The 11,742-nt window shown below is 59.2% G+C and carries 15 protein-coding genes and 1 riboswitch; of the genes, 12 read left to right on the forward strand and 3 right to left on the reverse strand.

The window, feature by feature from the left end:
• The first annotated feature begins 63 nt into the window (after nt 1-63).
• Nucleotides 64-990 carry a LysR family transcriptional regulator gene (locus AAHB08_RS05375; RefSeq protein ID WP_342058339.1) on the forward strand — a complete coding sequence of 309 codons (927 nt, stop codon included), beginning with the start codon at nt 64-66 and terminating at the stop codon, nt 988-990.
• Between the two features lie 71 nt (nt 991-1,061).
• Here the strand turns inward: AAHB08_RS05375 and ribA are convergent, their stop codons facing one another.
• Entirely contained in the window at nt 1,062-1,655 is a 594-nt protein-coding gene (gene ribA / locus AAHB08_RS05380) for a GTP cyclohydrolase II (protein WP_005327814.1), read from the reverse strand.
• 261 nt (nt 1,656-1,916) lie between these two features.
• Between ribA and cmk the strand changes: the two genes are divergently transcribed.
• The 6 genes from cmk to pyrF all read left to right on the forward strand — a co-directional run bounded on the left by cmk (nt 1,917) and on the right by pyrF (nt 7,217).
• A complete protein-coding gene (cmk, locus tag AAHB08_RS05385) occupies nt 1,917-2,609 on the forward strand; it encodes a (d)CMP kinase (protein WP_042649706.1) in 693 nt (230 codons plus the stop codon).
• Nucleotides 2,610-2,702: 93 nt separating this feature from the next.
• The gene (gene rpsA / locus AAHB08_RS05390) at nt 2,703-4,373 is read left to right on the forward strand and encodes a 30S ribosomal protein S1 (RefSeq protein ID WP_005327816.1); all 1,671 of its coding nucleotides are present in this window, start codon (nt 2,703-2,705) and stop codon (nt 4,371-4,373) included.
• Nucleotides 4,374-4,465: 92 nt separating this feature from the next.
• Nucleotides 4,466-4,750 carry an integration host factor subunit beta gene (gene ihfB / locus AAHB08_RS05395; RefSeq protein ID WP_005299934.1) on the forward strand — a complete coding sequence of 95 codons (285 nt, stop codon included), beginning with the start codon at nt 4,466-4,468 and terminating at the stop codon, nt 4,748-4,750.
• A gap of 156 nt (nt 4,751-4,906) precedes the next feature.
• Nucleotides 4,907-5,191 (forward strand): LapA family protein, encoded by a 285-nt coding sequence (locus tag AAHB08_RS05400; protein WP_005327818.1) that lies wholly within the window; start codon nt 4,907-4,909, stop codon nt 5,189-5,191.
• 9 nt (nt 5,192-5,200) lie between these two features.
• A complete protein-coding gene (gene lapB / locus AAHB08_RS05405) occupies nt 5,201-6,367 on the forward strand; it encodes a lipopolysaccharide assembly protein LapB (RefSeq protein WP_139439580.1) in 1,167 nt (388 codons plus the stop codon).
• Nucleotides 6,368-6,518: 151 nt separating this feature from the next.
• Nucleotides 6,519-7,217, forward strand: coding sequence for an orotidine-5'-phosphate decarboxylase (gene pyrF / locus AAHB08_RS05410; protein WP_319916120.1), 699 nt, complete (start codon nt 6,519-6,521; stop codon nt 7,215-7,217).
• Nucleotides 7,218-7,322: 105 nt separating this feature from the next.
• On the opposite strand, the gene rrtA is transcribed toward pyrF, so the two are convergent.
• Nucleotides 7,323-7,901, reverse strand: a complete 579-nt coding sequence (gene rrtA / locus AAHB08_RS05415) for a rhombosortase (RefSeq protein ID WP_232534664.1) — start codon at nt 7,899-7,901, stop codon at nt 7,323-7,325.
• Between rrtA and AAHB08_RS05420 the strand changes: the two genes are divergently transcribed.
• From AAHB08_RS05420 to AAHB08_RS05440, 5 genes are all read left to right on the forward strand, one after another.
• Nucleotides 7,867-8,511, forward strand: a complete 645-nt coding sequence (locus AAHB08_RS05420) for a tRNA-uridine aminocarboxypropyltransferase (RefSeq protein ID WP_342058340.1) — start codon at nt 7,867-7,869, stop codon at nt 8,509-8,511. The genes rrtA and AAHB08_RS05420 overlap by 35 nt on opposite strands.
• 28 nt (nt 8,512-8,539) lie before the next feature.
• Nucleotides 8,540-9,229 (forward strand): 7-cyano-7-deazaguanine synthase QueC, encoded by a 690-nt coding sequence (gene queC, locus AAHB08_RS05425; RefSeq protein ID WP_319912415.1) that lies wholly within the window; start codon nt 8,540-8,542, stop codon nt 9,227-9,229.
• A 61-nt stretch (nt 9,230-9,290) separates the two neighbouring features.
• Nucleotides 9,291-9,962: a 7-carboxy-7-deazaguanine synthase QueE gene (gene queE, locus AAHB08_RS05430; RefSeq protein WP_162520167.1), complete on the forward strand. Its 672-nt coding sequence runs from the start codon at nt 9,291-9,293 to the stop codon at nt 9,960-9,962.
• A gap of 1 nt (nt 9,963) precedes the next feature.
• Nucleotides 9,964-10,194 (forward strand): DUF3820 family protein, encoded by a 231-nt coding sequence (locus AAHB08_RS05435; protein ID WP_005327834.1) that lies wholly within the window; start codon nt 9,964-9,966, stop codon nt 10,192-10,194.
• Nucleotides 10,191-10,754: a cob(I)yrinic acid a,c-diamide adenosyltransferase gene (locus tag AAHB08_RS05440; protein ID WP_342058341.1), complete on the forward strand. Its 564-nt coding sequence runs from the start codon at nt 10,191-10,193 to the stop codon at nt 10,752-10,754. The genes AAHB08_RS05435 and AAHB08_RS05440 overlap by 4 nt, the downstream gene beginning before the upstream one ends.
• A gap of 71 nt (nt 10,755-10,825) precedes the next feature.
• On the opposite strand, the gene AAHB08_RS05445 is transcribed toward AAHB08_RS05440, so the two are convergent.
• Nucleotides 10,826-11,230: an H-NS family histone-like protein gene (locus AAHB08_RS05445; protein WP_025327182.1), complete on the reverse strand. Its 405-nt coding sequence runs from the start codon at nt 11,228-11,230 to the stop codon at nt 10,826-10,828.
• Nucleotides 11,231-11,550: 320 nt separating this feature from the next.
• Nucleotides 11,551-11,722, forward strand: a riboswitch (Lysine riboswitch).
• The last annotated feature ends 20 nt before the right edge of the window (nt 11,723-11,742 follow it).

Genomic DNA, 11,742 nt, shown 5'->3' on the forward strand with positions numbered 1-11,742 from the left:
GTAGTGGGTCGCCTTATATAAATATAATATATTTAAGTTATCAGTCTGATAAATGGAATTGATATGGATCTGAAACAGCTCGGTTACCTGCTGGCGGTGCGGGACGCGGGCTCCTTTACCAAGGCCGCCCAGGGCCTGCACGTGGCGCAACCGGCCGTCAGCATGGCCATCGCCAAGCTGGAGCAACAACTCGATCTGCGCCTGTTCGACAGGCAGGATCGCAGCGTGCGGCTCACCCCGGAGGGAGAGGTGCTCTGCCGCCATGCCGAGCGGCTGCTGCTGCAGATGCACCAGGCAGAGGCGGAGATGGCCGAGCTCAAGGGACTGGAGCGAGGGGAGGTGCGCATCGGCATCCCCTACATGATGGGCTCCTATTACTTCCCGCCGATCCTGATGGCGTTCAAGCATCGCTACCCCGGTTTGAAGATCCGGGTGGAGGAGGCGGGCACCCGGGAACTGCTCAGTCGCATGGTGGACGGCAGCCTGGATCTGGCCATCCTCATCACCAGCGACTTGCCGCCTGCTCTCGAGGGGGCCCAGCTGCTGCGGGAAGAGATGCTGATGGTGGTGGGGGAGGAGCATCCCCTGCGGGGGGCCGGCGCTGTCTCGCTGCCCCAGTTCTTCAACCAGGAGCTCGCCATGTTCCGGCGGGGCTTCTACCACAGAGAGCACATGGAGGCGCTGGCACAAGGCCTGGGAATCGAGCCCAACATCGGCTTCGAGAGCAACCTCATCCCCCTGCTCAAGGCGGTGGTGAGACAAGGGTTCGCCGTGACCACCTTCCTGCGCATGGCGCTGGAGGAGGAGACGACTCTCAGCGGGATCCCCTTTGCTCCGCCCATCTTCCTCGATCTCTGCGTGGCCTGGCGGCGGGGGGATCCCCTCTCCATGGCCAACCGGGCGCTGCGGGATTTCCTGCTGGCACAGGCCAAGCCAGAGTCAACCCCGGATGGTGCCGTGGGGGACAACAACTTGGGGGACAACAGATAGGGCCGCAAGATCGCCAACAAAAACGCCTCCCGATGGAGGCGTTTTTCATGCCGGTGCCAGGCTGCGAGCCATCACTTCTTGAACAGGTGATCCAGCTTGTTGGCCTTGGTGGAGAGATAGAACTCGTTGTGGGGATTGCGACCCTCCTGCAGGGGGACGCGCTCGGCCACCGGAATGCCAAAGGATTCCATCGCCTTCAGCTTGCGCGGGTTGTTGGTCATCAGGCGCAGGCTCTTGACCTCCAAGGCCTTCAGCATGTCGGCACAGATGGTGTAATCGCGCATGTCGGCGGCAAAGCCCAGTGCCACGTTGGCTTCGACGGTGTCGGCGCCCTGATCCTGCAGATGATAGGCGCGGATCTTGTTGAGCAGGCCGATGCCACGGCCTTCCTGACGGACATACAGCAAGACGCCGCGACCGGCCTTGGCGATCTTCTCCATGGCGGCCTGCAGCTGGAAGCCGCAGTCGCAGCGAAGGCTGAACAGGGCATCCCCGGTCAGACACTCGGAATGAATTCGGCCCAGCACGGGCTCACCGTCCGCGATATCGCCCATCACCAGCGCGGCGTGATCCTTGCCTGTGCCGGTTTCCTGAAAGCCTACCAGCGTGAAGATACCCCAAGGGGTCGGCAACTTGGATTTGGCTACGAGAGTAATGCTGCTCATAGGGTTGCTCCTGACTACAGCTGCTTGAAAAAGGCGGCTAGTTTAACGTGCCTCACCCCTAACAACCATAAGAACAAAAGCTTGTATTCAGGAATGATCCACTCGATTGGTCATAATAGGCGCAATCGCGACGACTTTTGCGCAATTGTGCGCCTCGACAACTGCCAGCGCCGGTGCATTCGGGTATAATCGGCGCCCATTACCCCTCCCGACAGGGATGCGGGCAACCAGTCAACATGCCGAGTGCGCAGGAGAAAAGTTATGCCTCAGATGGCCCCCGTGATGACAATTGATGGCCCGAGTGGAGCCGGTAAAGGCACCCTGTGCCAGCTGTTGGCAGAGAAACTGGGTTGGCACCTGCTCGACTCCGGTGCCATCTACCGGGTACTGGCGCTGGCGGCCTTGCACCACGATGTGGAGCTCGACGCCGAAGCCGCGCTGGTGCCCCTGGCCGCCAATCTGGACGTGCAGTTCCAGGTTGACGGCGGACAGGTCAAGGTGGTGCTGGAAGGGGAGGATGTGTCCCGTACCATTCGCTCCCAGGAAGTGAGCGATGCCGCCAGCAAGGTCGCCGTCTTCCCCCGCGTGCGCGAGGCACTGCTGCGCCGCCAGCGAGCCTTCCGCCAGTTGCCGGGTCTCATTGCCGATGGCCGTGACATGGGCACAGTGGTTTTCCCCGAGGCCGAGGTGAAGATTTTCCTCGATGCCAGCGCGGAGGAGCGGGCGCAGCGCCGCTATAAGCAGTTGCAAGATAAGGGCTTTGATGTTAACTTTGAGCGTCTTTTAACCGAGATTCGGGAGCGTGACGACCGCGACAGAAATCGCGCCGTTGCCCCCCTGAAACCCGCGGAAGATGCTCTTGTGGTAGACTCAACGTCTATGACCATAGATGACGTACTGGCAACGGTGCTCGCCTATGCGGAGCAACAACTTGGTGATGTCAGCACCAGCTGATGTCAGTCGTCTGCACCATGGATGGCGCAGATAATTTAAAACAACCCCGCTTGTGCCGGATTGCGAGTGGATGTTTCATTTGTGACACAAACAATGATCGAATCTTTTGCTCAACTCTTTGAAGAGTCCCTGAACGCCGTTGAAACCCGTCAAGGTTCCATCGTCAAGGGCACCGTCGTTGCTATCGAGAACGGTTTCGTACTGGTTGACGCCGGTCTGAAATCCGAGTCTGCCATTCCTGCTGAAGAGTTCAAGAACGCCCTGGGCGAGCTGGAAATCAACGTAGGCGACACCGTTGACGTGGCTCTGGACTCTATCGAAGATGGTTTCGGCGAAACCAAGCTGTCCCGCGAAAAAGCCAAGCGCCACGAAGCCTGGCTGCAGCTTGAGAAGGCATACGAAGAGCAAGCTACCGTTATCGGTATCATCAACGGCAAGGTCAAGGGTGGTTTCACCGTTGAGCTGAACGGCATCCGTGCCTTCCTGCCGGGTTCTCTGGTTGACGTGCGTCCGATCCGTGACACCGCTCACCTGGAAAACAAAGAACTCGAGTTCAAGGTCATCAAGCTGGACCAGAAGCGCAACAACGTTGTCGTTTCCCGTCGTGCCGTGATCGAAACCGAGAATACCTCCGAGCGCGAAAGCCTGCTGGCCAACCTGCAAGAAGGTCAAGAAGTTAAGGGTATCGTCAAGAACCTGACCGACTACGGTGCATTCGTAGATCTGGGTGGCGTTGACGGCCTGCTGCACATCACCGACATGGCGTGGAAGCGCGTTAAGCATCCTTCCGAAATCGTCAACGTTGGCGACGAGATCGCAGTCAAGGTTCTGAAGTTCGACCGCGAGCGTACCCGTGTATCCCTGGGTCTGAAGCAGCTGGGCGAAGATCCCTGGGTTGCTATCGCCAAGCGTTACCCGGAGACCACCCGTCTGTCTGGCCGCGTGACCAACCTGACCGACTACGGCTGCTTCGTTGAAATCGAAGAAGGCGTTGAAGGCCTGGTACACGTATCCGAGATGGATTGGACCAACAAGAACATCCACCCGTCCAAGGTTGTCAACGTTGGCGACGTGGTTGACGTGATGGTTCTGGACATCGACGAAGAGCGTCGTCGTATCTCCCTGGGTCTGAAGCAGTGCAAATCCAACCCGTGGCAGCTGTTTGCCGAAACTCACGCCAAGGGCGACCGTGTTTCCGGCAAGATCAAGTCCATCACTGACTTCGGTATCTTCATCGGTCTGGACGGCGGCATCGACGGCCTGGTTCACCTGTCTGACATCTCCTGGAACAACCAGGGCGAAGAAGCAGTTCGTGAATTCAAGAAGGGCGACGAAATCGAAGCCGTTGTTCTGCAAGTGGACCCGGAGCGCGAGCGCATCTCCCTGGGCGTCAAGCAGATCGAAGAAGACCCGTTCAACAAGTACCTGTCTGACAACAAGAAAGGTGCTATCGTGAAGGGTAAGGTTACCGAGGTTGATGCCAAGGGTGCCGTGATCGAACTGGCTGACGGCGTGGAAGGCTACCTGCGTGCCTCCGACGCTGCTCGTGACCGTGTAGAAGACGCCACTCTGGTGCTGTCTGTTGGTGACGAAGTTGAAGCCAAATTCATGGGTGTTGATCGCAAGAACCGTACCGTAAGCCTGTCTGTCCGTGCCAAGGACGAGGCTGACGAGCGTGTTGCCATCGACAGCCTGAACCAACAAGAAGAAGTTGTGTTCAGCAATGCCATGATGGAAGCGTTCAAAGCCGCCAAGGGTGAGTAATCCTTGATGCAAGAAAAGGGCGGCTTCACGTCGCCCTTTTTTATCTTGGCATAATGAAAATTGCATGTGATCGGGGAAGGAGATTTAACCTTATGACCAAATCAGATCTCATCGAACAATTGGCTGCCAGCCGCATGCATATGCCGGCCAAAGATGTCGAAGCCGCCATCAAGGAGATCCTTGAGCAGATGGCATCGACCTTGCAAAACGGCGACCGGATTGAAATCCGCGGATTTGGAAGTTTCTCACTGCACTATCGTGCGCCCCGCGTGGGTCGCAACCCCAAGACTGGGGACAAGGTTGAACTGACCGGGAAATATGTCCCGCATTTCAAGCCTGGTAAAGAGTTACGCGAACGCGTGAACATCATCGAATAATGCAGAAAATGGCATACCTGGGTATGCCTTTTTTATTTTTACGTCTTTAGATATGTGATTTGTCAGGTTTCTCGCAGTCTTTTCCCATTCGCTCTAGAGTCTGCCTGTGATTTTAAGGATAATCAGTCTCTCATTAGCTACAGACAGGGAGATCTTATGAAGCGTATCTTGGCCCTCATCCCATTGGTGCTGGTGTTTGTACTGACCCTCGCCATCGGTTCGCAAAATGGCCAGCTGGTGCAGTTCAACTATCTCATCGCCCAGGGGGAGTTCTCTCTCTCCATGCTGCTGGGGTTCTTCTTTGCCGGTGGCTTCCTGTTGGGCTGGCTGGTGTTCGGTCTGCTTTTCCTGCGCTTGAAACTGCAAAACCGTACCCTCAGTCGCACCATGCGTCGTCAATCCCGTGAGTTGGAGCTAGCCCGGTCGCCAGCCAAGGAATAATGTCCCTCGATGCTTGAACTGCTTTTCCTGCTGTTGCCGATTGCCGCTGGTTATGGCTGGTACATGGGACGCAGGAGTGTTCGCCAGGACACCCAGCAACAGAGTAACCAGTTTTCCCGCCAGTACGTGGCGGGCCTCAACTATTTGCTGTCTGACGAGTCGGACAAGGCGGTGGATCTCTTTATCCAACTGCTGGAAGTCGACAGCGAAACCATCGAAACCCATCTCTCCCTCGGCAACCTGTTTCGTCAGCGGGGGGAGGTCGATCGTGCCATCAAGATCCACCAGAACCTGGTCGCCCGCCAGCTGACCCGGGAGCAGCGTCAGCTCGCGCTGCAGGAGCTGGCCCGGGATTTCCTGGCTGCCGGCCTGCTGGACCGGGCAGAAGCGCTCTGGAAGGAGCTGTGCGAAGACAGCGACTTTGAAGAGACGGCCCTGGCGCAGTTGCTCATCATCCATCAACAGCTGCGTGACTGGGACAAGGCCATCGAGGTCGCCATTCGCCTGCAGAAATTCCAGGGCAAGAAGCTGGCGGAGCCCATCTCCCATTTCTATTGCGAGCAGGCTGAGAACGCCTTGCGCGACGGTGACAAGGGGGCGGGGATCGCCAAGTTCAAGCGGGCGCTCGCAGCCCACCCAGCCTGTGCTCGGGCCAGCCTGCGACTGGCCGATCTGTCGATGGAGGAGGGCAAGTTCGAGGAGGCCAGCAAGGATCTGCTGCGGGTGTTCGAGCAGGACATGGATTTTGCCTCCGAGGCCATGCCCAGGCTGCTCGATTGCTATCAGCAGCTTGGCCGCACCCAGGAGCTGATCCCGCTGCTGGAGAAGGCGGTGGAGGACCATGCCGGTGTCAGCGTGACCCTGGCCCTGGCCAATCTGGTGGAGGCGCGCGACGGCCTGAGCCAGGCCCGCGCCCTGGTGCTGCGCCAGCTGCGGCGCCACCCCTCCATGAAGGGGTTTTACCAGCTGGTGGGCTTCCAGCTGGCGAGCGCCGAGGAGGGGCCCGCCAAGGAGAGTCTGGAGCTGCTGCAGCAGCTGGTCGGCGAGCAGATCAAGATAAAATCGACCCACAAGTGCCGCCAGTGCGGCTTTGCCACCCATTCGCTGTTCTGGCAGTGTCCCTCCTGCCGGCAGTGGGGCTCCATCAAGCCTATCCGTGGCCTGGATGGTGAATAGCCCTTAGTGACAAAAGGTTCGTCCCCGCGCGTCTCGAGCGGGGGCGGCAAGCCGAACCTGGCGCAAACCCGAGTGAGCAAGATGCCAGACTGCGACCGGCTCGCCGGCCGTGTCGAGTCTGGATGTGGCATAACAACCCATAGGAAGTGACATGCAAGACCCCAAAGTACTGGTCGCGCTGGATTATCAGCACGAAGCCGATGCCTTCGCCTTCATTGAACAGATCTCTCCGGCCGAGTGCCGCCTCAAGGTGGGCAAGGAGATGTTTACCCTGTTTGGCCCCCAGTTCGTGCGCCAGCTGGTGGCCAAGGGCTTCGAGGTGTTCCTGGATCTGAAGTTTCACGACATTCCCAATACGGTTGCCAAGGCCGTGGCGGCGAGTGCCGAGCTCGGGGTCTGGATGGTGAACGTCCATGCCAGCGGGGGAGAGCGCATGATGCGCGCCGCCAGGGAGGCGCTGCTGCCCTATGGCGACAAGGCGCCTTTGCTGATTGGTGTGACCGTGCTGACCAGCATGGAGCAGTCCGACATGGCGCCCCTGGGTCTGGATGTGAGTCCGGCCGAGCAGGTGATCCGGCTGGCCACCCTCGCCAAGACGGCAGGGCTGGACGGCGTGGTCTGCTCCGCCGAGGAGGCTCGCGAGTTGAAAGCCTTGCTCGGCTCTGACTTCAAGCTGGTGACCCCGGGCATTCGCCCGAGCGGATCGGCGGCCGGGGATCAACGCCGGGTCATGACGCCGCTGGCGGCGGTGGAGGCGGGGGCCGACTACCTGGTGATAGGCCGCCCCATTACCCAGGCGGCGGATCCGGCTGCCGTGCTGGGGGCGATCAACGCCGAGCTCTGCCGATAAGGGGCCGACCCCTTGATGACAACAGGCCGGATTGCAGATCCGGCCTGTTGCATTTTGGTGGGTGAGAACTGTTGCGAGCGGGTGGCCGCGCTTATCCGCAGGGGATCAGGACTTGACGGTCTGTACACCCAGGCCGATGGGGAAGAGGCCGAGCAGCAGGCCGGCGGCCGAGCCGATGAGGTGCGACTCTATGTGCACCCTGGCGCCAATGAGGGCAGAGACAGGGCTCTCTCCCGCACTGTAAAAATCCAGCCCGAGCTTGATGACGATGCCAAGCAGCATGAGCCAGCCCGAGTAGCGACGATAGCGGATATCCTGCATGGCCCCCCACACGAACAAGCCGTGCAGCAGGCCGGAGAGCCCCATGTACCATTGGGTCTGCGGGCACCACCACCAGATCCCGAGCCCGACGGCCGTCCCCAGCAGCAGGAGCAGCACGGGCAGGCGCCAGCCCGTCAGGTATTCGCGAAACAGGCTGTAGAGCACCGCAAGCCCGCTCAGGTTGAGCAGCAGGTGCCATCCGTTGGTGTGGGCCAGATTGCCTGTTATGATGCGCCACCCTTCGCCCTGGGCGATCAGGTCGCGATCGAAGGAGAGCAGGTGGTTAGGTACGGTGAAGAAGAGCAAGGCAGTGACGAGCGAAAGCGTGATGACCCAGAGCAGACCCGATTTTTCTGACAACATGAAACAACCCAACGACAGAGAGAGCCGATACTGTACACTCTGTGCCCGAGCCCTCAAAGCCTGCCTGTGTGAATATATCCGGCAGGTGCCCCACCTCGCACCGCTCCATATCCTGCAGCACCCCAAGGAGGTCGCCCACCCCAAGGGAACGGCCGCCCTGCTGGCCGCCTCCCTCAGCCATGCCCGCATTCACGTGGGGGAGCACTTCGCCGATGCCGACTGGCTCAATGCCCTGCTCGCCGACCCCAAGGTGCAGTGCTATCTGCTGTGGCCCGATGATGAGGCCCTGACCCTGGCGCAGGTGCGAGCGCACAGTGAGCAAGCCAGAGAGGTGCACTTCATCCTGCTCGATGGCACCTGGCGCAAGGCCTATCGCATGTTGCACAACAACCCGACCCTGCTGGGGTTGCCGAGGATCACCCTCGGTGCCATGGCGGGGCAATATTCCATTCGCAAGAAGCCGTTTCCCGAGGCGCTGTCGACCCTGGAGGCGGGCTACCATCTGTTATCCCAGTGGGAAGGGGAGCCCGAGCGCTTCGCCCCGCTGATGAACCTCTTTACCGAGTTGAACCGGCAGTGGCATGACTTTGCCCAAGGTCGCCGCGCCTGAATCTGAATTGCAAACAGGAGTGATGAACGTGAAAAAAGCCGTCGTGGTATTCAGTGGTGGTCAGGACAGTACCACCTGTCTGGTGCAGGCCCTGGCCCTCTATGATGAAGTGCACGCCATCACCTTCGACTATGGCCAGCGTCATCGGGAGGAGATCGAGACCGCTCGCCGTCTGGCCGGGCAGCTCGGGATTGCCGCCCACAAGGTGATGGATGTGACCATGCTGGGTGAGCTGGCCGTCTCGGCCCTGACCCGTGACGACATCCCGGTCAGCGGTGAGTTGCAGGACAACGGCCTGCCCAACACCTTCGTGCCGGGTCGCAACATACTGTTTCTGACCCTGGCGGCCATCTATGCCTACCAGGTCGGCGCCGACACCCTGATCACCGGGGTGTGCGAGACCGACTTCTCCGGTTATCCCGATTGCCGCGACGACTTCGTCAAGGCCCTCAATCAGGCGGTGTCGCTGGGGCTGGATCGCGCCATTCGCTTCGAGACCCCCCTGATGTGGCTCGACAAGGCGGAAACCTGGGCCCTGGCGGATCACTATGGCCACCTCGAGACGGTGCGCCAGCAGACGCTCACCTGCTACAACGGCATCCAGGGGGATGGCTGTGGCACTTGCCCTGCCTGCGAGCTGCGCAGCCGCGGCCTGCAGCGCTATCTGGACGACAAGGCGGGCATCATGGCCAGCTTGCGCGAGAAAACCGGATTGTGATCCTGCCTCTTTCGCCGGTTTGGGGTATAATCCGCGCCTTTTGCAGCAAGCCGTGACCGAGATGCACTACCCAATCAACGAGATCTTCCAGACCATCCAGGGGGAGGGCGTCTTTACCGGCGTGCCCGCCATCTTCGTTCGCCTGCAAGGCTGCCCTGTGGGCTGCCCCTGGTGCGATACCCGCCATACCTGGGTGGTGGATCCTGCCCGTGAGGTGGGCAGCCGCGAGGTGCTCGACCGATCCAACGAGTCCGACGGCTGGAGCAAGATGAGCACGGGCGAGATCCTGGGAAGCTTCGAGACCCTGGGTTACCGGGCGCGTCATGTGGTGCTGACCGGTGGCGAGCCCTGTCTCTACGATCTGCACGAACTCTCGTCGGCCCTGCTGGCGGCGGGATATCAGGTGCAGATCGAAACCAGTGGTACCAGCGAGATCCTGACCCACGCGCAGACCTGGGTCACCGTCTCCCCCAAGATCGGCATGAAGGGGGGCTTGCCTGTGCTGGTATCGGCTCTGGAGCGGGCCAACGAGATCAAGCATCCGGTGGCCACCGAGCGTCACATCGAGGAGCTCGATGCCCTGCTGGCCACGGCCAGCCTGCGTCCCGACGTGGTGATCGCATTGCAGCCCATCAGCCAGAAGCCCAGGGCCACCGAGCTGGCCATGGCGACCTGCATCGCCCGTAATTGGCGGCTCTCCATCCAGACCCATAAATATCTGAATATCGATTGATATGGACAGACTCTCCGATGAGCGGGTATTGCTTACCCTGGCGGGCAAGATGCCCTACGGTAAATATCAGGGGCGACGCATCATAGATATTCCAGAGCCCTATCTGGTATGGATGGCGCGCAGCGGTTTTCCGGCTGGTGCGCTGGGCCAAACCCTGGCACTGGCGTACGAGATAAAACTCAATGGACTGGAGTCCATGATTATTCCCATTATTAACAGGATGTCAGAATGAGAATATATACCCGGCAAGGGGACAAGGGCCTCACGCGGCTGGCTGATGGCTCCTCCCTGGCAAAAGATGACCGGCGGGTCGAGACCTATGGCGCCATTGACGAGCTCAATTCCCAGATAGGTCTGCTGATGGCCGAAATACCCGAGAATGAGCCGGCATTATTGGCTCAACTCATATTGCTGCAGCAGGAGCTGTTTGATTTGGGTGGGGAGCTGGCGTTTTCCAGCGAGGCGCAAAATGCCTCCCTGTGGCAGGTCAATGAGACCTGGACGGCGCGGCTGGAGCAACAGATTGACGCCTACAGCGCCCAGTTGCCGGTATTGCGCAATTTCATTCTGCCGAGCGGTTCGCGGGCGGCAGCGCAGGCCCATGTGGTGCGCACCCTGACCCGTCGCTGCGAGCGGCTGCTGCTCGGCCTGAGCCGGGAAGAGCAGGTGAACCCGGCGATCCTGCCCTATCTGAATCGGCTAAGTGACTGGTTTTTCACGGTGGCCAGATACTTGCTGGTCTCTGCCGGTACCCCGGAAGTGCTCTGGGTCAAGGCGGCAGACAGGCGCTGAGGCGCCCGGCATGGAAACAATAAAAAACCTCGCATGGCGAGGTTTTTTATTGGGCGGTACCCTGCTCTTGATCAGATGGCAAAGTCTTCCACGGATTTGCCTTCGGCCACGGCCTTGGCAATGGCGGAGGGCATGCGGCCCTGGCCGGTCCAGGTTTTTTCCACGCCATTGTCCAGATAACGATATTTGGCGGGGCGGGGGGCACGTTTGCCTTTGCTGGCCTTGGTGCTTTCGGTGGCAACTGTGCCCACCAATTCAGCAGGATCTATCCCTGCAGCTTTCAACATTTCGGCGTATTCGGCAATTTTCTTCTGATGTTCTTCACGGGCCTGGCGTTCGGCAGATTCATCCTGCTGGCGCTCGGCGACCACCTCGGACAATTTCTGCAGTCCCTCTTCCAGTTGCTCCAGGGACAAATCGCGGCAGGCTGCGCGCAGACTACGGATATTCAGCAGAATTTTCAGAAATTCGTTCATATTGGCTACCACGCGAGCAGAAATATTAATGGGAAGGGCTGGTTTTTCGATAATTTATAGGGGGGGTTGGCACCAAGTCAAGTCTGCCAAAATAATTAATTAGGCAGATAAATAAAGTCCGGCAATTATTTACACTGCCTGCTTTATTCTCTTTGCAGGAGTTTCATTTCCGAATGAGTGCTGAGTAGATGAAAATATCGACCATGTCGTATTTTATGAACCATTTGACTACCATTTTTCCGCTTTTCGCCACACAAGCCTTGAAATTTAATCAAAAAACTTGCTATCACCCGGTGGCTCGATAAAATGTGCCGCGAATACCTTTAAGTAGAGGCGCGCTGCCTATGAGTAACCGAGCGGAGGGTGATGCCTGCGATGCTCGATGAAAGGAGTCGGCGCCGAAGTGACCAGGCCATCATACCGGGTTGCTGGTTCTGCATCGAACAGGTGCAGGACTGCCATAGTCATCCACTATGGAGCGCTACCTGAAGGGGCTGAGGAGTATGCCCGCC

This window comes from Aeromonas sp. OTU364, from assembly GCF_038440395.1.
Classification (GTDB): Bacteria; Pseudomonadota; Gammaproteobacteria; order Enterobacterales; family Aeromonadaceae; genus Aeromonas.

Coding starts and splice junctions, on each gene's coding strand:
- AAHB08_RS05375 (WP_342058339.1), top strand. CDS start 64: ATGGATCTGAAACAGCTCGGTTACCTGCTGGCGGTGCGGGACGCGGGC.
- ribA (WP_005327814.1), bottom strand. CDS start 1,655: ATGAGCAGCATTACTCTCGTAGCCAAATCCAAGTTGCCGACCCCTTGG.
- cmk (WP_042649706.1), top strand. CDS start 1,917: ATGCCTCAGATGGCCCCCGTGATGACAATTGATGGCCCGAGTGGAGCC.
- rpsA (WP_005327816.1), top strand. CDS start 2,703: ATGATCGAATCTTTTGCTCAACTCTTTGAAGAGTCCCTGAACGCCGTT.
- ihfB (WP_005299934.1), top strand. CDS start 4,466: ATGACCAAATCAGATCTCATCGAACAATTGGCTGCCAGCCGCATGCAT.
- AAHB08_RS05400 (WP_005327818.1), top strand. CDS start 4,907: ATGAAGCGTATCTTGGCCCTCATCCCATTGGTGCTGGTGTTTGTACTG.
- lapB (WP_139439580.1), top strand. CDS start 5,201: ATGCTTGAACTGCTTTTCCTGCTGTTGCCGATTGCCGCTGGTTATGGC.
- pyrF (WP_319916120.1), top strand. CDS start 6,519: ATGCAAGACCCCAAAGTACTGGTCGCGCTGGATTATCAGCACGAAGCC.
- AAHB08_RS05420 (WP_342058340.1), top strand. CDS start 7,867: ATGACCCAGAGCAGACCCGATTTTTCTGACAACATGAAACAACCCAAC.
- rrtA (WP_232534664.1), bottom strand. CDS start 7,901: ATGTTGTCAGAAAAATCGGGTCTGCTCTGGGTCATCACGCTTTCGCTC.
- queE (WP_162520167.1), top strand. CDS start 9,291: ATGCACTACCCAATCAACGAGATCTTCCAGACCATCCAGGGGGAGGGC.
- AAHB08_RS05435 (WP_005327834.1), top strand. CDS start 9,964: ATGGACAGACTCTCCGATGAGCGGGTATTGCTTACCCTGGCGGGCAAG.
- AAHB08_RS05440 (WP_342058341.1), top strand. CDS start 10,191: ATGAGAATATATACCCGGCAAGGGGACAAGGGCCTCACGCGGCTGGCT.
- AAHB08_RS05445 (WP_025327182.1), bottom strand. CDS start 11,230: ATGAACGAATTTCTGAAAATTCTGCTGAATATCCGTAGTCTGCGCGCA.